The 20984-nt window shown below is 72.0% G+C and carries 20 protein-coding genes; 14 read left to right on the forward strand and 6 right to left on the reverse strand.

Going from position 1 to position 20984, the window contains the following annotated elements; translation table 11 throughout:
- Positions 1-170 precede the first annotated feature (170 nt).
- The gene (locus HUG12_RS18330) at positions 171-1217 is read left to right on the forward strand and encodes an NAD(P)-dependent glycerol-1-phosphate dehydrogenase (protein ID WP_179270160.1); all 1047 of its coding nucleotides are present in this window, start codon (positions 171-173) and stop codon (positions 1215-1217) included.
- On the opposite strand, the gene HUG12_RS18335 is transcribed toward HUG12_RS18330, so the two are convergent.
- A complete protein-coding gene (locus tag HUG12_RS18335) occupies positions 1201-1932 on the reverse strand; it encodes a M48 family metallopeptidase (protein WP_179270161.1) in 732 nt (243 codons plus the stop codon). The genes HUG12_RS18330 and HUG12_RS18335 overlap by 17 nt on opposite strands.
- Before the next feature lie 269 nt (positions 1933-2201).
- Between HUG12_RS18335 and HUG12_RS18340 the strand changes: the two genes are divergently transcribed.
- Positions 2202-2840 (forward strand): DUF420 domain-containing protein, encoded by a 639-nt coding sequence (locus tag HUG12_RS18340; protein WP_179270162.1) that lies wholly within the window; start codon positions 2202-2204, stop codon positions 2838-2840.
- Between the two features lie 28 nt (positions 2841-2868).
- Here the strand turns inward: HUG12_RS18340 and HUG12_RS18345 are convergent, their stop codons facing one another.
- On the reverse strand, positions 2869-3315 hold the full coding sequence (locus tag HUG12_RS18345) for a helix-turn-helix transcriptional regulator (protein WP_179270163.1): 447 nt from the start codon (positions 3313-3315) through the stop codon (positions 2869-2871).
- Positions 3316-3436: 121 nt separating this feature from the next.
- On the opposite strand from HUG12_RS18345, the gene HUG12_RS18350 reads away from it, so the two are divergent.
- From HUG12_RS18350 to HUG12_RS18370, 5 genes are all read left to right on the forward strand, one after another.
- Positions 3437-4783, forward strand: a complete 1347-nt coding sequence (locus tag HUG12_RS18350) for a M28 family peptidase (RefSeq protein WP_179270164.1) — start codon at positions 3437-3439, stop codon at positions 4781-4783.
- A gap of 322 nt (positions 4784-5105) precedes the next feature.
- On the forward strand, positions 5106-5810 hold the full coding sequence (locus tag HUG12_RS18355) for an NAD(+)/NADH kinase (protein WP_179270165.1): 705 nt from the start codon (positions 5106-5108) through the stop codon (positions 5808-5810).
- Positions 5811-5942: 132 nt separating this feature from the next.
- A complete protein-coding gene (locus tag HUG12_RS18360) occupies positions 5943-6395 on the forward strand; it encodes a DUF7313 family protein (protein WP_179270166.1) in 453 nt (150 codons plus the stop codon).
- A gap of 114 nt (positions 6396-6509) precedes the next feature.
- Positions 6510-7502, forward strand: a complete 993-nt coding sequence (locus HUG12_RS18365; protein WP_179270167.1) for an NAD-dependent epimerase/dehydratase family protein — start codon at positions 6510-6512, stop codon at positions 7500-7502.
- A 104-nt stretch (positions 7503-7606) separates the two neighbouring features.
- Positions 7607-7852 (forward strand): hypothetical protein, encoded by a 246-nt coding sequence (locus HUG12_RS18370; RefSeq protein ID WP_179270168.1) that lies wholly within the window; start codon positions 7607-7609, stop codon positions 7850-7852.
- Between the two features lie 81 nt (positions 7853-7933).
- Here the strand turns inward: HUG12_RS18370 and HUG12_RS18375 are convergent, their stop codons facing one another.
- Positions 7934-8632 (reverse strand): HD domain-containing protein, encoded by a 699-nt coding sequence (locus HUG12_RS18375; RefSeq protein ID WP_179270169.1) that lies wholly within the window; start codon positions 8630-8632, stop codon positions 7934-7936.
- A 168-nt stretch (positions 8633-8800) separates the two neighbouring features.
- On the opposite strand from HUG12_RS18375, the gene HUG12_RS18380 reads away from it, so the two are divergent.
- From HUG12_RS18380 to HUG12_RS18395, 4 genes are all read left to right on the forward strand, one after another.
- Positions 8801-9523: an alanyl-tRNA editing protein gene (locus tag HUG12_RS18380; RefSeq protein ID WP_179270170.1), complete on the forward strand. Its 723-nt coding sequence runs from the start codon at positions 8801-8803 to the stop codon at positions 9521-9523.
- A gap of 104 nt (positions 9524-9627) precedes the next feature.
- On the forward strand, positions 9628-10086 hold the full coding sequence (locus tag HUG12_RS18385) for a FlaD/FlaE family flagellar protein (protein ID WP_179270171.1): 459 nt from the start codon (positions 9628-9630) through the stop codon (positions 10084-10086).
- A gap of 2 nt (positions 10087-10088) precedes the next feature.
- A complete protein-coding gene (locus HUG12_RS18390) occupies positions 10089-11153 on the forward strand; it encodes a hypothetical protein (RefSeq protein WP_179270172.1) in 1065 nt (354 codons plus the stop codon).
- 4 nt (positions 11154-11157) lie between these two features.
- Positions 11158-11760: a hypothetical protein gene (locus HUG12_RS18395; protein ID WP_179270173.1), complete on the forward strand. Its 603-nt coding sequence runs from the start codon at positions 11158-11160 to the stop codon at positions 11758-11760.
- Between the two features lie 49 nt (positions 11761-11809).
- Here the strand turns inward: HUG12_RS18395 and HUG12_RS18400 are convergent, their stop codons facing one another.
- The 3 genes from HUG12_RS18400 to HUG12_RS18410 form a co-directional block, all read right to left on the reverse strand.
- Complete coding sequence (locus HUG12_RS18400) at positions 11810-12952, reverse strand: CBS domain-containing protein (protein WP_179270174.1); 1143 nt, start codon at positions 12950-12952, stop codon at positions 11810-11812.
- A 71-nt stretch (positions 12953-13023) separates the two neighbouring features.
- On the reverse strand, positions 13024-13878 hold the full coding sequence (locus HUG12_RS18405) for a phosphatase PAP2 family protein (protein ID WP_179270175.1): 855 nt from the start codon (positions 13876-13878) through the stop codon (positions 13024-13026).
- Entirely contained in the window at positions 13878-15803 is a 1926-nt protein-coding gene (locus tag HUG12_RS18410; protein WP_179270176.1) for an ABC transporter substrate-binding protein, read from the reverse strand. Before HUG12_RS18410 ends, HUG12_RS18405 begins: the two co-directional genes overlap by 1 nt.
- A 268-nt stretch (positions 15804-16071) precedes the next feature.
- Here HUG12_RS18410 and HUG12_RS18415 point away from each other — a divergent pair, with 268 nt between their 5' ends.
- From HUG12_RS18415 to HUG12_RS18425, 3 genes are all read left to right on the forward strand, one after another.
- A complete protein-coding gene (locus tag HUG12_RS18415; protein WP_179270177.1) occupies positions 16072-17466 on the forward strand; it encodes an aryl-sulfate sulfotransferase in 1395 nt (464 codons plus the stop codon).
- Positions 17463-19070 carry a glycosyltransferase family 39 protein gene (locus HUG12_RS18420; RefSeq protein WP_179270178.1) on the forward strand — a complete coding sequence of 536 codons (1608 nt, stop codon included), beginning with the start codon at positions 17463-17465 and terminating at the stop codon, positions 19068-19070. Before HUG12_RS18415 ends, HUG12_RS18420 begins: the two co-directional genes overlap by 4 nt.
- A 231-nt stretch (positions 19071-19301) precedes the next feature.
- Positions 19302-20981: an alpha-amylase family protein gene (locus HUG12_RS18425; protein WP_179270179.1), complete on the forward strand. Its 1680-nt coding sequence runs from the start codon at positions 19302-19304 to the stop codon at positions 20979-20981.
- The last annotated feature ends 3 nt before the right edge of the window (positions 20982-20984 follow it).

A 20984-nucleotide genomic window follows, 5' to 3' on the forward strand; every position in this document is an offset into this window, starting at 1 on the left:
GCTCCGGTTCTCGTCCCTCGCGCGTCGTTGGCCGCGCACGTGGCGCGGCCGCCGCGCGCCGTTCGTGGGAGTCCCGAGTCGCCTCGTCGGCGGCACAGTCGGAGACCGTGAGCCGAGAAGCCCCGTCCGCGGACGGGAAACCCTTTGGCCGGTGATTGCGAGGTGCCGGTATGTTCGGGAAAACGACGTGGATCAAGCTCCCGCGGAACGTGCTCGTGGGTCACGGCGTCGTGGACCAGGTGGGCGCGGCCGTCGAGGAGCTATCGCTCGCGGGGCGCCCCCTACTGGTGACCAGTCCCTCGCCGGACGACATCGCCGGCGACCGCGTCCGCGCGCAGTTCGAGGACGTCGCCACGACGACCGTCGACGAGGCGGGCTTCTCGGCGGTCGGCGAGGTGATCGAGGCGGCCGAGGCGGCCGACGCGACGTTCCTCGTCGCGCTCGGCGGCGGCAAACCGATCGACATCGCGAAGATGGCCGCCGACGAACTCGGCCTGGGCTTCGTCTCGGTCCCCACGGCGGCGAGCCACGACGGCATCGTCTCCGGGCGCTCCTCCATCCCGGAAGGGGACACCCGCCACTCGGTCGCCGCGGACCCGCCGCTCGCGGTCATCGCCGACACCGAGCTGATGGCCAACGCGCCGTGGGAGCTGACGACGGCGGGCTGTGCCGACATCATCTCCAACTACACTGCCGTGAAGGACTGGCGGCTCGCCCGACGGCTCAAGAACGTCGAGTACTCCGAGTACGCGGCCGCGCTCTCGGAGATGACCGCGGAGATGCTCGTCGACAACGCCGACTCGATCAAGCAGGGGTTGGAGGAGTCGGCCTGGGTCGTCTCGAAGGCGCTCGTCTCCTCGGGCGTCGCGATGTCCATCGCCGAGTCGTCCCGCCCCGCCTCGGGGGCCGAACACCTCTTCTCCCACCAGCTCGACCGCATCGCCCCGGGCGCGGCGCTCCACGGCCATCAGGTCGGCGTCGGCTCCATCGTGACCGAGTTCCTCCACACCGGCGAGAACGGGGCCTGGCGGGACATCCGCGACGCGCTCCGTGCCATCGGCGCACCCACCACCGCCGCCGAACTCGGCGTCGACGACGACACGGTGATCGAGGCGCTCACCACCGCCCACGAGATCCGGGACCGCTACACGATCCTCTCGGGCGGGGTGAGCGAGGACGCCGCGCGGGAGGTCGCCTCCTTCACCGGCGTCGTCTGAACGGGCCTGCCGCGCCCGCGTTCTCGGCGCGGCCGGACGGCTCCCCCTCGCCGGCGCGTCCGCACAGCCGTTCGATCCGCGAGGCCAGCGACGGGTGCCGCGAGAGCCACCCGCCGTCGGTGACGTGGCCCTCGTCCGCGAGCGCGACGAGCGCGGCGGCCAGCGCGGCGCCGTCCCCGCGCTCGCGGGCGAACCGGTCCGCGTCGTGTTCCGTCCAGCGCGAGACGTGGACCGTGAGGGCCGCCGCCGGGGGAACGAGCGCCACGCCGACCACGAAGCCCGGGTCGGACGAGAGCGTCGCGCCGACCGCCCAGGCGAGCGCGAACGCCACGGGGACGACGACCCGCAGCGGGACGTGCCGCCGCGCGAGGTGTCCGTACTCGTGGCTGACCACGCCCGCGGCCTCGTCCGGGTCGAGGTTCGAGAGGAGTCGCTCGGAGACGAACACCCGGCCGCGAGCCGGAGAGAGTCCCGCCGCGAACGCGACCGGGCCGCGCCCGCCCGCGAGGACGCGAACGCGGTCGGCCGGGACTCCGGCGCGAGCGACCGCGTCGGCGACGGCCCGGTCGAGCGCCGGGTCCAGCGACCGGGTCGGCTCGGTCCGGCCGACGACCGCGGGCGTGATGCCGGTCCCGACGACGCCGGCAAGCACGAGCGCCCACAGCTCCCACCACTCGAGGACCCACGCGGCGACGGACGCGAGCGCCGCGATCATCGGCCGACGGGGACGGAAAGTCCTGGCCGGAGAGACGACACGCGGTGGAGTCGCGCGGGCGACGTTGTAGGCTTTTCCCCGCTACGGCGGGAAGATCCCGACCGCCGGTACAGCAGTTCGTCGGGGTGTTCGTGGATCCAGCGCGCGTCGGCACGCGGTCCGTTCAACGGACCGGATGCCGGAGCGTTTCGCCGGCGACGGCCCGTCGCCCGTTCGGCCGGAAGACCGGAACCCGAAGACGAAAGGCGCCCCGTTCCATATCGCCGACAATGGCAACTACCGACGTCGGTGGACTCCGCGGCGCGGTGAAGGCCCACCCCCGGACGTTCGTCGCGGCGGTGTCGATCGTGGGATACGGGCTGGTGATCGGCACCTTCGCGGGGGTCGTCCCGGCGTCGGTGTTCCCCTCGCTCACGCGGGGGGAGGTCGACCTCCTCAGCCACGCCATCGCTGCGGTGAACACGGTGACGACCGTCCTGCTGGCGCTCGGCTGGCGGTGGATCCGCGCGGACGAGGTCCGAAAGCACGCCGCCGCCATGACCGCCTCCTTCGGGCTCATCATGCTGTTCCTCGTCCTGTACCTGACGAGGGTCGGCGGCGGGCCCGGGGAGAAGCGGCTGGTCGTCGAGTCGGGAATGTTCCTCGGGCAGTTCGCCGGCCTCGTAAGCGGCGCGTACCTGGCAATGCTCGCGATCCACATCCTCCTCTCGGTCGTCTCCGTCCCGGTGGTGCTGTACGCCATCACCCTCGGACTCACCCACTCGACCGCCGAACTCCGGGGTACGCCACACGCCCGCGTGGGGCGGATCGCGGCCGGGGCGTGGATCCTCTCGCTCGTGCTCGGAGTGGTGACCTACCTCCTGTTGAACTGGGTGTACGCCTACGAGTTCGTGCAGGTGTCGTACTGAGGCGTCGTGTAGCCGGGGGTGGTCGGACTCAGGCGCGGCGGAGGTCCTCGACGTCGGCGGCGGTCGGGACGCCGTCCTGGGGTGCGCGTTCGGGGAGGACGATGGCGTTCTCCCTCCCGACCGTCACCCGGACGATGCGTCCGTCGTCCTCCAGTTCCCCCAGGATGCGGCTGATCGTCGAACTCGACAGGTCCGTGAACTCGGTGAACGATTTCTGGGGGAGCGCGCCGTCGTGGTGCGCGACGAGGCGGGGGAAGAACTCCTCGGGGGGCATGCCGAGTTCCACGACGAAGTCCCGCCGGGAGGACAGCGCGTCGGGGTCGTACTCGGGGAGCGGGGCCCCGAATCCCGCGTCGCGCCCGTTCGACGAGCGAGCCCGGCTCCCGACGGAGTCCGTCGTACGGGCGGCCGGCGCGGTCTCCGTCGAGGACGTTCCGAACACGATTCGCCGGATGCTGTCCAGCGGGGATTCCATCCGTCCTTCCCGTGTCCGTACGCCCGGTAGTAGGTTACTCCTAACCAATTAGGGACGCGGTTACCCGGAGCTCCGGACCGGCTCCCGAAACGCTTTCCGTGGCGACGCGGAGCCTCACGCGATGACCGACCTCTCGACGCGGCCGGGCTGGATCGGCGAGACGTTCACGAGCGACGCGGGCTGGGACCTCCTCGAGGAGCTGGTCGACCTCGGCAACCGGATGGCCGGACGGCCCGGCGAGCGTGCCGCGCTCGAACGCGTCCGCGACGCGCTCGAGGGGGCGGGCTGCCGGGACGCGAGGATCGAGGAGTTCGACCTGCAGGGCTGGGTGCGCGGCTCCTCGCGCATCGACGCGCCCGGCGGCGAGCAGGACTGCATCTCCCTCCCGCGCTCGTCGGCCGGCGAGGCGACCGGCGAGTTCGCCGACCTCGGCTACGGCCTCCCGGACGACTTCGCGGACGCGGAGCTCGACGGGAAGGTGGCGATGGTCTCCTCGACGGTGCCGGACCACTACGAGCGGTTCATCCACCGGCGTGAGAAGTACTACTACGCGGTCCAGGCCGGCGCGGCGGGGTTCGTCTTCCGGAACCACGTCGAGGGCTGTCTCCCGCCGACGGGGTCGGTCGGCACGCCGGACGCCCCCATCGGCGACGTCCCGGCGGTGGGCGTCTCCGCGGAGGTCGGCGCGCGACTCGCGCGGCGCGCGGAGGGCGAGGACGTCACGGTCGCCGTCGACTGCGAGACCCCGGCGGCGACGAGCGGAAACGCGATGGCCGAACTGGGACCCGACACCGACGACGAACTGCTGGTCACCTCCCACGCCGACGCCCACGACGTCGCCGAGGGAGCGATGGACAACGGCGCCGGGACCGCGACGATCGTCGAGGTCGCGAACGCCCTCGCGAACCACGAGGACGCGCTCGACACGCGCGTCAGGTTCGTCGCCTTCGGCGCCGAGGAGGTCGGGCTGGTCGGCTCGTCGGTCGAGGCCGACCGGACGGATCACGACGCCGTGAAGGCGGTCGTCAACGTCGACTCGAACGTCTTCGGCCGGACCCTCAAACTCCACACCCACGGGTTCGACGACCTGACCGCCGCAGCGGATCGCGTCGGGGAGCGGTTCGATCACCCCGTCGAGGCCATCCCAGAACAGAACCCCCACAGCGACCACTGGCCGTTCGTGCAGGCGGGCGTGCCGGGCTACATGGTCTCGGGGAAGACGGAGGGGCGCGGCCGGGGCTGGGGCCACACCTTCGCGGACACGCTCGACAAACTGGAGGTCAGGAACCTCCGCGAGCAGGCCGTCCTCCTCGCCGCGCTCGTCGCCGACCTCGCGGACGACGACACCGACGTCGCGAGGCAAGATCCCGCCGACGTCGCCGCCGCGGTCGAGGCCCAGGACCTCGCCGAGGGTATGAAGGTGACCGGCGACTGGCCCTACGACGCGGACGGGAACCTGCTGGGGTAGCGACCGGTCGACCGTAACTGCGACGTTCTCCCGACGTTCCGCCCGACGACGCTCGACCGACCATCGCCACGGGCGGGAGTGGAAGGGGCCGCGGCTGTCGGGGAAGGCGCGGACCGACGAGCACCGCAACCGAGGGAGCGAACGGAGCGAGCGACCGAGGTGAGGAGCGCCGCGGCCGCACCGAGCCGACAGCCGCGGGGGCTTCCGCGGTCGTCACCTGCCGGGACCGAACCGCCACGCGGTCTGATCCACCCGTGAACGAGACGCGACGAGGGAACCGGACCCACGCCGATTTAAGTCCCGGCCCACGAAACGGCCGACGATGAGCGAACTCCGGGTCGCGCTCGCCGGCGACGACGGGACGGTCCGCGACGCCGTCGAGGCGGCGGGCGGGGCGGTCGTCCCGTCCGACGAGGCCGACGCGCTGGTGACGTTCGGCGAGCGCGCGCTCGTCGACGCCGCGCTCGCCGGGCCGGCGGCGCCGCTCTTCCCGGTTGCGGGCGGGGAGGGCCGCCACTCCGTGCCGAAGCCGGAACTCGCCGCCGCGCTGGACGCGCTGGCCGACGGCGACGTTCGGCGGGAGTCCCACCCCGCGCTCTCGGTGAGGGTGGGGGGAGACGAAACCGCCCGCGCGCTGCTCGACGCCTCGCTGATGACCAGCGAACCGGCCCGCATCTCCGAGTACTCCGTCCACGCCGCCGGGGAGGAGGTCGACCGCTTCAGATCGGACGGCGTCGTCGTCGCCACGCCCGCCGGGTCCGCCGGCTACGCGCGGGCGGCCGGCGGGCCGGTGCTCGCGCCGGGGACGGGCCTCGGCCTCGTGCCGGTGTCGCCGTTCGCGACGAACGCGGAGACGCGGGTGTTCGACGGCGACGTGACGCTCGTGGTCGAACGCGACGAGAGCGACGTGAGCCTCGTCGCCGACGACCGGGTGGTCGGGTCCGTCCCGGCCGCCACGCCCGTCGAGGTGGCCGCCGACGGGGCGGTCGAACTGCTCCGGGTTCCGGGCGTCGGCACGTCCAGGTAGTCCCGCCGGGCCACGGACGCCGAGCGGAGCGGGGCGAGACGGGAGGAGGGGCCGTTCCGGGCCCCCCGAGCCGGCCGTTCCGGGTCGCCCGGATTGGAAACCTTCTAATGAGTCGTCCCCGCAGTACCCCGTATGCAACCGCTACCGCTGGAGTTCCTCGTCCCGGTCGGGGCGCTGGAGGTCGTCGCGGGGGTCCTGCCGTTCGCCGTCCTCGTGGTGGTGCTTGCGAACCTCCTGACCCGGGTGCTCGCCCAGCGCACGTACGTCAGGCAGGCAGACGAGGGCGAGGACGACGAGGCCGTCTCGCGGTACCTCCCGCACGAGGCGACGAACGTCCTGCTCGTGGCGCTCGCGTTCGCCATGACGATCGTCCAGCCCCACGGGGGGCTGGTGCTGGCGACGCTCGTCGTCGGCCTGTTCGTCTCGGACTTCTTCGAGTTCGAGGCCCGCCGCGTCGAGGCGCGCAACGGCATGGAGATCGAGAAGCCCAAGAGCGCCATCTTCGCCTCCGCGCTCGTGCTGGCGTACGCCGCCTTCCAGGCGCTGTTCTTCCTCGTCGAGCCCTACTGGGGACAGGTCGTCTGAGCCCGTCCCGCGATTCCTCCGTTCCACCCCACGACTCTTCGGTTCCGTCCCCGCGTCCCCGGCGAACGGGTCGCCGACCGCGACCGTTTTCCCCGGCGCTGACGACGTCGTCGTATGACCGACTCCGCGCTCGTGATCGGCGGCACGCGCTTCATCGGCCGACACGTCGTCGAGGACCTGCTCGAGCACGGCTACGAGGTGACCACCTTCAACCGCGGGAACCACGGGAACCCCTTCGCCGACCGCGAGGCGGTGGACCGCGTCGAGGGCGACCGCAGGGACGACACCGACCTCCGGACGGCGAAGCTCTCGGTCGAACCCGACGTGGTCGTCGACTGCGTGGCGTACTACCCAGCGGACGTCGAGGCGGCCGTCGACGTCTTCTCGGACGTGGACGGCTACGTGTACGTCTCATCGGGATCGGCGTACGCCGCCGAGGAGGTTCCCAAGCGCGAGGGGGAGACGGAACTGTGTGACTGTACGCCCGAACGGGCCGAGGACGACTCGATGGACAGCTACGGGCCGCGCAAGGCCGAGGGCGACCGGATCGTCGCCCGGGCGGGCGGGGACGGCGTGAACGCGATGGCCGTCCGGCCGTGCGTCGTCTACGGCCCGCACGACTACACCGAGCGGCTCGACTACTGGATCGACCGGGTGCTCACGTACGACCGGGTGGTCGTCCCCGGCGACGGGCAGCACCTCTGGCACCGCGCGTACGTCGAGGACGTCGCCGCCGCGCTGCGGGTCGTCGCCGAGGGGGGCGACCCCGGCGAGGCGTACAACGTCGGCGACCGGCGGCTGGTCACGATGGAGGAGATGGTCGACGTGATCGCCGAGGCGGCGGGGACCGGGTGCGAGGTCGTCCGCGCGAGCGAGCGCGAACTCTCGGCGGGCGGGCTCTCCACCTCCGACTTCGTCCTCTACCGGGAGTACCCGCACGTGCTGGACACGAACAAGTTGGCTGAACTCGGGTGGGAGTCGACGCCGGTGGCGGAGGCGATGGCACGGACCGTGGCCGAGCACCGCGAGTCCGACCGCGACGGCGCCGAACACGACCCCGGGCGGGAGGCGGAGGAGCGCGTCCTCGGCGTGCTGGACACCGTCTGAGCCGCCGGCCGGCCGGCCGCGACTGCGGGTGACGAGCGGGCGGCACGGGAAATCCCGTACCGAAACTTACATGATACGCATCGGTGAATTCACTCCCGATACCGATGCGTCCACGGCGAGCCCTCGCGTCGTTCGTCGGCGCCGCGGCGATGGTCCTCGGCCTCCTCGACGCGCTCGGTCCCCCCTTCTCGCCGTCGGGGGCGGCGCTGTTCGTCGCGGGGGTCGTCGGCTACCCCGACACGAGGGCGACGCTCGAGGACGCCGTCGGCGTCGAACTCGGCGCGTGGACCGTGACCGCGCTGTTCCTCGCCTGCTGGCTCCTCAGCGTGGGCCTGCTCGTCGTCGGCTAGGCCGTTCCGCGCGAGCGGCGTCGCCGACCTCGCGAGGCGCCGCTCGTGGCGTCGTTCGGCGCGGGTCCGGCGTCGGCCGCCTCAGGAGGACGCCGCGTCCTCGCGCTCCCAGTCCATCCCCGTGACCTCCTCCTCCAGCCACTCGCGGAACCAGCGGACGCGCTTGAGGCGCTCGTGGGCGATGGACTCGGCCGTGTCCGACTCGACGCGGGCGACGTGGTCCTCGCCGCGTTCGAGCACCCGCTGGACCATCTGTGCGGCGTCCATGTGCGTCCGGGCCTCGTAGCCCATCCGGAGCAGCATCAGCGCCGTGCCGTTCGCGCCGACCTTGTCGAGCAGGTCCGCCTCGATGAGACACCGGGCCTCGAGCGAGAGGTCCGAGAGCGGCCCCTGGTAGGAGTGGTCCGTCACCGCCGTGCACACCTCCTCCACGAACGACTCCGGGAAGTCGCCGTGGCTCGTCAGGTACTCGCGGGCGACGCGGGCGCCCTCCTCGGCGTGGACGTCCTGGTCGGCCTCCAGTTTCGACACGTCGTGGAACAGCGCGGCGACGCGCACCACGTCGGCGTCGGCGCCCTCGCGCGCGGCGATGCGCCCGGCGAGCGCGACGACGTTGCGGATGTGGTTGAACCGGTACTCGGCGGAGTGCCAGGGGTACCAGCGCATCCGCCCCCCGTCGTCCTCGGACTCGACGGAGGCCGAGAGGTACTCGCGGACGAACCGCTCCATCGCCTCGAACTCCTCGTCGGTGACCTGCGACCCCTTTATCTCGACGCCCACGGCGGACACCTCCGTGCTCGCGGCGGGCCCGTACGGACGAGCGTAGTTCTCATTACGCGTAAGTGAGGTGTGTTTCGTTCTTAGGCGTTACGACACTCACGGTTCCCGCCCGCGCGGGCGGCTGCCGCCGAGCGAACCCCTAAATAGCAGGCCGGACTCCCCTCGGGCGTGACCGAGCAACGCTACCTGGCGGACAGCACGGTCCGGACGTTCGAGGCGAGCGTGGAGCGTACCCTCGAGGACCGGGTCGTCCTCGACGGCACCCACTTCTACCCGACGGGCGGCGGCCAGCCGAACGACACCGGGAGCCTCTCGTTCGAGGGCGGCGAGGCCGCGGTGGTCGACGTCCGGAAGCAGGACACGATCTACCACCGCCTCGACGGCGACGTCCCGGCCGAGGGGGCCACCGTGACGGGCGAACTCGACTGGAACCGGCGGCACGCCCACATGCGGTACCACACCGCCCAGCACCTGCTCTCGGCGGTGCTCCTCGACGGGTTCGACGCGCAGACGGTGGGCAACCAGCTGTACGCCGACCGCGCGCGACTCGACGCCGACCACCCGAAGTTCTCGGAGACCGACCTCGCGGACGTGGAGGCGCGCATGAACGAACTCGTCGAGGACGGCCTCGCCGTCGACGCGTACACGATGGACCGCGACGTCGCGGAGGCGGAACTCGACGCCGAGCGGACCCGCATCGACCTGCTCCCGTCCTCGATCTCGGAGCTGCGGATCGTCGAGATCGGCGGCGACGGCCCGGACGACCCCTTCGACCGGACCGCCTGCGCCGGCACCCACGTCGCCGACACCGGGGAGGTGGGCGAGGTGACGGTGACGGGGCGGACGACGCAGGGGAGCGACACGGAGCGCGTCGAGTTCACGCTCGGGTAGCCCGGGACGACGGCTTGTTTTCACGCCTGATAGGCGGGGGCGAACCCATATATGTCGGTTCGGGGAAGCGACGGGTAGCGGCACAGGGAGTGCGGACGAACAGGATGCTCAACCCGAAGGACTACGACCGGACGGAGTTGCGGGCGCTGGCGGGAGCGACAGCGCCGCCGCGCGACGGCCCCGCGGAGGACCGGTGGGCGACGCCGGACGACTTCCTCGTCGGGGCCGACGCGCGCGTCAGGCAGGGGCAGCTCGAGGACGCGTTCGTCCTCGCGGCCGCCGGCGACGGCGCGGTCAGGCCCTACCTGACGGGGCTGCCCGACTCCGGGGTCGGCACGCGGCTCGCGCTCGACTGGCTCCGGTTCCTCGTGACCGTCGGCGGTCGCGAGGGCGCCCGCGAGGCGCTCGCCTACTACGGACGGGTCGACTGGCTGGGCGCCGACGCCGAGGAGGCGCTCGCGACCCACCTCGAGGCGTTCTCCGGCGGCGAGAGCCGCCCGCTCGGTCCCGGCCACCATCGGACGAGCCTGTTGTTCCTCGCCCGCCTCGCCGCGCTCCGATAACCATGGCAGCAGAATCCGACGCGAACGACGACGGCATCGAATCGGACGAACCGACCCCGGTCGGCGTGAAGCTCGGCTCCACCCGGACGGTACTCACGTACCCCGACGGGAACGGCGGCGTCCACGCCGAGCGCTCGCTCACCTGCCTCGCGACGTACGAGGACGCCATCACCGGCGACGAGAAGGCGCTGTTCGGCGAGCGCGCCGCCGCGGAGTACCCCGACTGCGTTGAGTACATGCTCCGCTCGGGGCTCCCGGAGGACGACGAGCGCGCGGCGCTCGCGGACCGCTACTTCCGCGAACTGCTCTCGGCGAACGGCGTCCCCGAGGAGAGCGCGGTGGTGTACGCCGTCCCGACGATGGAGAACGACGAGGGGCTCGAGAACCTCACCGACGTCATCGAGTCCTCGCCGATCGGCGCGGCCGGGATGCGCTCGTACCCCGAGTCGCTCTGCGGGGCCATCCCCGCGCTCGGCGACGGCGTCGAGGCCGTCGACGAGGTGTTCCTCGCGGTCAACATGGGCTCGACGAACCTGGAGGCATCGGCGTACCGCCGGGGCGACCAGCTCGTCCCGTTCTCGACCGGCTCGGTCACCGGAAACGACGTGGACCGGCGCATCGTGGCGAACGTCGAGGAGGAGACGCAGGGGAGGGTCCACGTCGACCTCACGACCGCCCGCGAGTACAAGGAGGAGCACGGCGACTTCGAGTCCTTCGAGCCGTTCTCGGACGTCGTCCAGCAGCCCGGCGGCGGCTCCCACGAGTTCACCATCGAGGACGGCGTCCAGGACGCGCTGAACTGGTACCTCGACGCCGCGGTCGACGCAGTGGCCAACGAGTTCCTCCCGGACCTCGCGAACGACTTCATGAAGCCGTACCAGCTCGCGCTCGCGAACCCCATCGCGCTCACCGGCGGGATGGCCTGCATCCCCGGCATGACCGGGGAGTTCGAGCGTCGCCTCTCGGCCGAACTGGACCGCGAGGTGGCGGTGGTCTCGCCCGACGAGCCGGACCTCGCGGCCGCCGAGGGCGCCCACCGCATCGCCGAACGGCTCGCCGGCCGCTAGGCCGATGCCCGGGGCAGTCGGGTCCGGCGACGCGGACCGGGGGCCGGACGCGGACCCGAACCGGGACCGGGAGCTCGCGGCGCTCCTCTACGACGGCGAGTCCGTCGAGGCGGCGGTCCCCGTCGAGGACGGCCGGCTGGTTCGTACGAGCCACCGGCTGCTGGCGCACACGCCCGAGGGGGACGGTCGAACGCTGGCCGTGGTCCAGCGGCCGAACGTCGAGGGCGTCACGGTCGCCGCGTCCGGCAGCGGCTGGCTCGTCTCGCCGGCGGTGAAGACGCTGCTGGCCGGCGGCCTGTTGCTCGGCGCGGGCCTGACCGTCCCCGTGGACGGGTTCGCGGACGCCGCCCCGTCCGGGTCCGGCGCGAACGCCGCCGGGCTCGGCGGGACGATGGCGGTGCTCGCCGGCGTCCTCGAGGCGGTCGCGCTCGTGGACGAGGCGCTCCGGGTGCTCGGCGCGACCACGCTGCTCGTCGGGGTGGCGCTGCTGGGGCTGTATCTGCGGTCGCGGGAACGGGAGTTCGTCGTCGCGGTCGCCGGCGGTGACGACCTCCGCGTGCCGGCCGGCACGGGGTCGGAGTCGGACGCCGGACGGATCGAGCCCTGAAAGCAAAGAGGGGGACCGCCGTGCCGTCGGGCGTCGCCGGGCCGGCCGCCTACAGTTCGCCCAGCTTCCGGAGGAGCTGGCCGCGGTAGCGCTCGTCGGCCACGACGCCCTTGATCTCGAGGACGTTCCGCTCTAGCTTGTCGAGCGCGACGTGGAAGGCGTGCTCCGCGCCGTACCCCTCGCCCGAGCCGGCGACCTGCCCGTGGGTCGTCCGCAGGCGGATTTGACACTGGATGAGCGGCGTGCCCCGGAGCTTCTCCTTGTGCTCGTGGAAGCGGACGTGCGCGTGGAGCACCCGCATCTCCTGGTACTTCTCGGCGACCTGCCCGATGGACTCGCGGACGTCCTCGCGGGTGATGGTGTCCATCAGGTCGACGCTCGTGATCTGGACGTCCATCGCGTCCTCCTCGGTGAACGTGAGCGCGCGGAGCACGTCCGTGATGGTGACGACGCCGGCGACCAGGCCGTCCTCCCCCTCCGGGGTGACGACGAGGCCGCTCACGTCCTGCTTCCGCATCGTCTCGACGGCCGAGCGGACCGACGTCCCCGGCGTCGTCGTGAACACCGGGCTCGACATCATGTCGTAGACGGGCAGGTCGAGCATCCGGTCGAGGTCGCCGCTCCTGTCGCCCTTCCCCTGTCGCTCGTCCTCGCGGACGACGAAGTCCACGATGTCGTGGGTGGTGAGGATGCCGGAGAGGTTCCCGTCGTCGTCGACGACCGGGAGCCGGGAGATGCCGTGCTCGCGGAGGCGGTTGATCGCCTGCCCGACGTGGGCGTCCTCGGTGACGGTGACGACGTCGGTGGTGTAGATGTCGTCCACGTCGAGCGCGACGAGGTTGTCGAGCACCGCGTCGAGGATCGCGTCGGCCGTGACGATGCCGTAGCGGCGCTCCCCCTCGTACACGGGCGCGACCCTCACGCCGCCCTCGACGAGGACGCGCGCGACCTCCCGCACGTCCTCGCGGCGGTCGACCTCCGGGGCGTGTTTCATCAGCGCACCCGCCTTCGTGTCGTCGTCGACGCGCGAGCGGACCAGGTCCCGCTCGTCGATGATCCCCACGTACTCGCCGTCCTCGACCACGACGATGCCCTTCGGGTTCTCGCGTTCGAAGAGGGAGCGGATCTTTCCGAGTCGTTCGTCCGACTCCACCTCGACGAACTCCGGCACGGCGATGTCTTCGATGTCCATAACTCCGTCGTGGGGGTTGGCTCGCCTCCGTCTTGAAGGTTGGTCCGGCGCCGTCCGTGGCGTACGGCGGCTCAGAGCCAGCGACCCGGCCCGCCGACGCGACGGCGCCCGGCCGAGCGGACGTGGGCCACGACCGCGGCGGGGACCCCCCGGCGGGCCAGCGTGACACAGAGCGCCGCGAGCAGCGCGCCCGCGACGACGTCGGTCGCCCAGTGGATGCCGAGATACATCGTCGCGACCACGATGCTCCCCGCGAGCACGGGCGCGACGACCGCCCAGGCCGGGTAGGTGTCGCGGGTCCGGACCGCGAACGCGGCGACCGTGAGCGACAGCGAGGTGTGCAGCGACGGGAACACGTTCGTGTTCGTGTTCACCTGCGCGACCAGTTCCATGTACTGCGGATACGTCGAGTACAGCAGCGGCTCCACCTGGTCGGCGAGGAGGTTCCGCGGCCCGTAGGCGACGAACACCGCGTAACAGACGAGTCCGATGACGTAGTTCAACCCGTAGGCGACGGCGAGCTCGCGGAGGTGGCGCGGGTCCGGGTGGAGCAGGTACGCGAGCAGCGGGAAGACGAGCACGAACGTGTAGCCGAACACGTACGTCGCGGAGAAGTACGCCGTCGCCGCCGGCGTGGCGAACGTCTGGAGCCACGGGACGAACCCGCCCTCGATCGCGTGGATGTAGCCGGTGATGTTCACGCCGACGAGCCACGCGACCTTCGGGACGTGATCGCGGACGACCGCGTTGACCGCGAGCGCCGCGCCGAGCGCGACGAACGCCGGGGCGACCTCGTGGACGCGGGCCCGCCCGTCGCGACGAAGCAGTTCGAGCCTGCCGCCCCTGACGAGCATGGCCGCGCCCCCGATACACAGCACCGTCACGACGACGACCACCTGCAGGAGGACCGTGGTGAGGATGCTCATCAGTCCCGGAGTCGACCCTCCTCGTCGTAGCGGAAGCCGGCCTCTCGGAAGGCCTCCTTCGCGCGCTCGACGTCCAGTTCGCCGCCCTCGCCGAAGAACTCCGCCTCGCGCGTCTCGGCGTCCCATCGGAGTTCGGGCGCCTCCCACGCGGTCCCGGCGAGCGGGGTCGCCGCCGGGACCGCGTAGCCGCCGAACTGGTCCGCCACCACCCGCCCGGAGTCGAGCAGGTCCGACACCGTCCGTCTGAACCGGGTGTTCGACAGCGGCGACCGGCGCACGTTGAACCCGAGGTGATAGAACGACCACGACCGCGAGGAGACGAGGCGCACGTCGCCCGTCCGGCCGATCCGCGGCACCGTGGCCGGTCGGAGCCGGGAGATCGTGGCGTCGACGTCCCCCGCCGTGACGAGCTCCACCGCGGTCGAGTCCGACGGGGCTCGCTGGACGACCAGTTCGTCGAACGCCGGCTTCCCGTGGAACCGCTCCGGGACGTCGGCCGGCGGACGCTCGGCGGCGAGGAAGTGGTCGGGGTTCCGCGAGAGCGCGACCGACTCGCCCCCGCTCGCGCGTTCGAAGCGGACGGGGCCGCTCCCCACCGGCTCCGGGTTCGCCCACACCAGCGCCTCGGTGACCCCGTCGGTGTCGAGCCCCGGGACGTTCACCTCGTTCGCCCGTTCCTGCCAGACGTGCGCCGGGAGCACGGGCACTGTGAGCGCCCGGACCGCGACCGACCGGCTCGGGGTGGCGAAGCCGAGTTTGACCGTCCGGTCGTCGAGCGCACCCGCCGACTCGACGAGCGACGCGCGCCCGCGGAACCGGGGGGCGGGGACCGGCGAGTCCAGGTTTCCCATCGAGGTGTCGGCGAGGAAGTGGTAGGTGAACGCGACGTCGGCGGCCGTGATCGGCTCCCCGTCGTGCCAGGTGAGCCCGTCGCGGAGGGTGACCGTCGCCGTCGTCGCCGGCCCGTCCGTCTCCGTCCCGCCGCCCGATCCGGCCGTCCCGCCGCTTCCCCAGTTCCAGTCGACCGCGAGCCACGGGTTGAACTCGCCTGCGTACTGCCTCGCGAGCGGGTCGTAGAGGAGCCCCGTGAACGTGCCCGAGCCGCGGAACTCCACGGCGATGGGGTTCCTGTTCTCCGTGATCCGGCCGTCCGTCGTCGCGAGCGTGAACCGCGTCGGCTCCTCGTTCCCGTCCGGGGACTCACCCGGGTCGTCGGCGCCGCCGTCGCCGTCGGTGTCGTCCGACTCCGACGACCCCACGCCGGTCCAGTCGCCGTCCGTCCCGTCATCGGTTCGATCGAGACTCAAGAGCCCGAGCGGCGTGTCGAAGCCGCCGGTCGTCCGAAGCCAGCCCTCGTACCTGCCGGCGCGGACCGCGGAGAGTTCGTCCGGGAACGCGAGCACGGAGAAGGGGGCGATCTCCGAGAGCGTGTGCTGGAGTTCGACGGCCGCATCGAGGCGGTCCTCCCCCGTCGTCGTGCGCTGCCGCTCGAGCAGTTCGTCGACGGAGGGGTCGCTGGTGCCGAACGGGTTCTGCCAGCCCGGTTCGCCGAAGAACCGCGAGTGCAACAGCGGGTAGAGGTCGTCGGGGTCGACCGCGTTCCGCGTCGGATACTGGCCGACGTAGACGTCGAACTCGTTGTTGATGAGCACCTGCCGGTACAGCTCCTCGACGGCGACGGGCGTCACGCGGGCGCCGACGCCGGCCGCGTCGAGGTTCTCCCGGAGCGCCCGGGCGATCCGGATCGCCACGGGGTCCGCGTCCGCCGGCGGCGCCTTGATCTCGAGCGAGAGCCGTTCGCCCGCGTCGCGGCCTGCGGCACCCCTGATCTGGTCGAGACACCCGGCCGCGGACGTGACGCCGCCGGTGGCGGCGACCGCGGCGAGGAATCGGCGGCGCGTGGACCTCGGAGAGACAGGCGACATCGCGTTGTCGGACTGTTGCCGGCAGAGGCGTTTAATGATTCCGTGACCGGTTCGCCCGAATCCGGCGGGCGGCCAGGGTGCGATCCCATCCCGGACCCGGTTCGAGGCGTCGTTGCGGTCGACGAGGACCGCGGGTCGACGTTCGACGGCGGTCGCGCGGGCAGCCCGCCCGCTCCGCGCCGACTCCATGGGTCAGACGTTCACGAGTAGCGTGGTAAGCCGAACGTAGTCACAAGCGTTTTTCCGTCAGTTCGCAACTGTACCGACGATGAACATCGACGACCGGCGTCGGGTGGTCCTCGCGACGGCGACGCTGCTGGCGGCCGCGGTCCTCGTCGGGGGGTTCGCGTCCGCCCAGCTCTCGGGCGACGGGGTCCGCGGCGATCCGGCGGTCGAACAGGCGTTCCGTTCCGGGGACACGGGACAGGTCGTGGCCGAGCGCGACGACGTCACCGTCGTCGGGACCGACTCCACCGCGTTCGTGGGCGACGAGGGGTCCGGACCCCGGAAGCTCGCCGAAATCGTCGCGTTCGCTCCCGACGGGAGCATCTACTACTACGACAGGAGGCACACGCGCTACTGGGACGTCGATCCGGTCGAGGGGACCGACGCGACCGTCGAGTTCGTCTACTCCGACCACCTCGACGCCGACGAGTGCGGGTCCGAGACGGTGTGTACCAGGAACGGCGTCGAGCGAGTGAACCTCACGACCGGGGAGCGGCGGTCGGTGTACAGCCGCATCACGCCCGGGAAGCACTCGACGCGGTGGCACGACGTGGACCGCATCGACGACGAACGGCTCCTCGTCGCGGACATCGACCGGGACCGCGCGTACGTCGTCAACACCACGACCGGCCTGGTCGAGTGGGAGTGGGACGCCCAGGACCGGTTCGACCCCGAGAGCGGCGGCCCGTACCCGGATGACTGGACCCACATCAACGACGTCGAGTACGTCGAGATCGACGGACGGGAGACGGTGATGGTGAGCATCCGGAACCACGACCAGGTCGCGTTCGTCGACGTGGAGCGCGGATTCCGCGAGGACTGGACGCTCGGGAGCGACGACGACCTGGACGTCCTCTACGAGCAGCACAACCCCGACTTCATCCCGGCCGACCGGGGCGGGCCCGCGGTGCTGGTCGCCGACTCCGAGCGCGGTCGGGTCGTCGAGTACCAGCGGGAGGACGGCGAGTGGGAGCAGTCCTGGCAGTGGTCCGACCAGCGGCTGACCTGGCCGCGCGACGCCGACCGCCTGCCGAACGGCCACACCCTGATCACGGACTCGAACGGCGACCGCGTGCTGGAGATCGACCGGGAGGGCGAGATCGTCTGGAGCGCGGACGTCGGCTTCCCGTACGAGTCCGAGCGGCTCGGCACCGGCGACGAGAGCGCGGGCGGCGAGAGCGCCGCGTCGCTCGGGCTCGAGAGCCGGCAGCCGCCGGCCGCGCGCGGCGAGGGCGACCTCGTCTCGCGGGCCGCGGCGACGCTTCCGCCGTCGGTCGTGAACGCGATCGCCTACGTGCTGCCGCCGTGGGTGGGCATCCCCCAGGTGCTCGCCGCGCTGGTGCTGCTCGTGGCCGCACCGTGGTGGCTCCTGGCCGAGTACCGCCGGAGTTCGTACGATCTGTCGCTCCGGTCGCCGCTCTCGGTGCGGCGACGATGAGCGACGACTCCACGGGGACGGGCGACGGTTCGTCGCCGACCGGCGACCGATCCGCGGTCCGCCCGCTCCGAGCGTTCGCCGGCGCGCGCCGGCTGCCCGAGGCCCCGCTCACGCGCGCGGACGCGCCGTGGCTGGGCGGCGTGCTCGTGGTGGGGGCCGCGGTCGCGGCGACGTACGTGCTCACGAACCCCTACCCCGCGTTCGGCGCGGGGCTCTTCACGGTCATCGCCGACGCGATACGCGAGTCCGGGTACGGCCTCCCGACGAGCGTCCCGGGGTACTCCGAGGAGCCGGTCCCGGTGGCGTACCCGCCGCTCGGGTTCTACGCGCTCGCGGTGCTGCGGGACCTCGGCGCGGATCCCTTCGCCGCTGCTCGGTTCGTCCCGCCGCTCGTCACCGCCGCCGCGCTCGTCCCGGCGTACCTGCTCGGGCGCGACCTGCTCGACGGGCGGGCGCGGGGCTGTGCGGCCGCCCTGCTGCTGGGGGTCAACTCGCAGGTGCTGAAGTGGCACGTCTCGGCCGGCGGGGTGGTCCGTGCGCCCGCCTTCCTGTTCGCGCTGGCGAGTGCGTACGCCGGGCTCCGACTGTTCCGCGACCGCGAGGCCGCGTGGCTCCCGGTCTCGGTCGCGACGTTCACGCTCACGGTCCTGACCCACCCGACGTACACGCTGTTCGTCGTGCTCACCTACCTGCTGTTCTGGGTCGGCTACGACCGATCGCTCGCCGGACTGCTCCGGGGTGCCGCCGTCGGCTTCGGCGGGTTGCTCCTCTCCGCCCCGTGGTGGCTGTCCGTCGCCGGGCGCCACGGGCCGACCGTGTTCGCCGCCGCCGCGGGCACGCACGGCGGGATCGGCGGCGGGCTGCTCGAGGCGATCACCCCCTGGTCGCTCGTCCCGGTCGCCGCCGCCGTCCTGCTGGCGCTCGCCGGGTGGCGCGTGCTGCCCGCCTGGGTCGTCCTCGCCAGGATCGCGTTCGCCCAGTCGCGGTTCGTCTACGCCGTCGGCGCGTTCGCGCTCGTCGCCCTCGCGGTCGAACTCGCGCCGCGGCTCCCCGACCCGTTCCCCGGCCGCCCCGGGGCGCGAAGGGCGGTCGCGGTCGCGGCGCTCGTCTGCATCGCGACCGTCGGCGTCGGCGGGCTGGGCTACTCCTTTTCGAGCGCCGCCGACCCGACCACCCCCTCGTTCGTCGACGACGACGACGTGGAGGCGATGGAGTGGGCCGCCGCCGAGACCGAACCGGACGCGACGTTCGTCGTGCTCGGCGACGCCGCGGAGTGGTTCCCCGCCGTGGCCGACCGGACCATCCTCGTCGCGCCGTGGGGCGCCGAGTGGCGAACCCCGGAGACGTACGAGCAGCACCTGGGGGCGTTCGAGAACGCCTCGGCCTGCGGGACCGCCGCCTGCCTCGACTACCACCTCTCGGCGGTCGAACCCGAACCCCGACCGGACTACCTCTACGTCCCCCGCGGCGGCTACACGATTCGGGGGAGCCGCACCGTCCAGTTCGGGACGCTGGAGCGGTCGCTCGAACACGCCGGCGGCTACGAGCGGGCGTACGCGAACGACGGCGTCGTCGTCTACCGCGTCGTGAACGGGACCGACTGACCGGACGGACCGGCCGGGCGCGACCGGCCGACCGGACGCGCCGGGACGCCGTCCGTCGACGGTTCGCCGACGGGGGCGCCGCCGATCGCCCGAGACCCCACCACGGGTCGCCGGGGCTCGACGGTGGAGCGGGCCACGACCGTTTCGAGGGGAAACCGCGCGTAAGGCGTTCCTAACGCCCGGGATGGCTACAAACGGTTATCCGCTCCGGCGGCCTACGTGGAACCAGTAATGGCACCCTCGTCGCACGACACCTGGTTCAAGAACGCCGTCGTGTACGCGCTGGACGTCGAGGCGTTCAACGATTCGAACGGGGACGGCGTCGGCGACTTCCCGGGGCTAATGGAGAAACTCGACTACCTCGACAGGCTCGGCGTCTCCGCGCTGTGGCTCCTCCCGTTCTACCCGACGCCGAACCGGGACAACGGCTACGACGTGAAGGACTACTACGGCGTCGACCCCAGGCTCGGCACGCTCGGCGACTTCGTGGAGTTCATGGACGAGGCGGACGCCCACGGCATCCGCGTCATCGCCGACCTGGTCGTGAACCACACGTCCGACGAGCACCCCTGGTTCCGGAAGGCGCGCTCGGACCCCGAGTCGCCGTACCGCGACTACTACGTCTGGATCGACGAACCGCCGCCGGAGGACCCCGAGCGGGGCACGGTGTTCCCCGGCGAGGTCGAGGACGAACGGGTGTGGACCTACGACGAGGAGGCGGAGGCGTACTACTACCACCGGTTCTACCCGTTCCAGCCGGACCTGAACCTCGCGAACCCGGACGTCCGCTCGGAGATCTACCGCATCATGAAGTTCTGGCTCGAACTCGGGGTGGCCGGCTTCCGCATCGACGCCGCCACGCTGATGATCCAGCCGAAACCCCCGAGCGTCGAGAAGCTGGACGACCCCCACGAGGTGCTGCGGAGCCTCAAGCGCCACGCCGTCTCCCGGCGGACGGACGCCGTCCTGCTCGCCGAGGCGGACGACGCGCCCGGGGAGCTGGAGTCGTACTTCGGGGACGGCGCCGAGATGGACCTGCTGATGAACTTCGTGCTCAACGCCCACATGATCGCCGCGCTCGCGACCGAGCGGGCGGCGCCGCTGGTCGAAGGGCTCGAACGCCTCCCGCCGGCCGACGTCGGCCAGTGGATGAACTTCCTGCGCAACTACGACGAGCTCAACATCGGACGGCTCCCGCCGGACGTGCGGGCGGAGGTGTTCGACCGGTTCGCGCCCGAACCGAACATGCGCATCTACGGCCGCGGCATCCGCCGGCGGCTCGCGCCGATGCTGGAGGGCGACGAACGGCGGATCAAGCTCGCGTTCAGCCTGCTGTTCTCGATGCCGGGGACGCCGATGCTGCTGTACGGCGACGAGATCGGGATGGGCGAGGACCTCTCGCTGCCCGGCCGGACGTCGGTCCGCACGCCGATGCAGTGGACCGACGAGGAGAACGCCGGCTTCTCGACGGCCCCCGCCGAGGAGCTCGTGCTCCCGGTCGTCTCCGGCGGCCCGTTCGGCTACGGGACGGTGAACGTCGCCACCCAGCGCGCCGAGGCGGAGTCGCTGCTCAACTGGATGGAGCGACTCATCGCGACCCGGCGCGAGAGCAGGGAGATCGGCGAGGGAACCTTCTCCGTCATCGGCGCCGAGAACCCGTGTGCGTTCGCCCACCGCTACGACTACAACGGGAACTCGGTCGTCTGCGTGCACAACCTCGCCGACGAGACGTGTTCGCTCGAGTTCGACCTGGAACTCGTCCAGGGGGACGCGCTGTACCCGCTGCTCGGCACCGCCGAGCACACCCGCCACGACGACGGGACCTGCCGGGTCACCCTCGACGGCTACGGCTACATCTGGCTCAGGCTCCACCGGACGGGCGCAGGGTCGAGCGTCACCCCGCCCGGGTAGGAC

This window comes from Halorarum salinum (assembly GCF_013402875.1).
Taxonomy (GTDB): Archaea; Halobacteriota; Halobacteria; order Halobacteriales; family Haloferacaceae; genus Halorarum; species Halorarum salinum.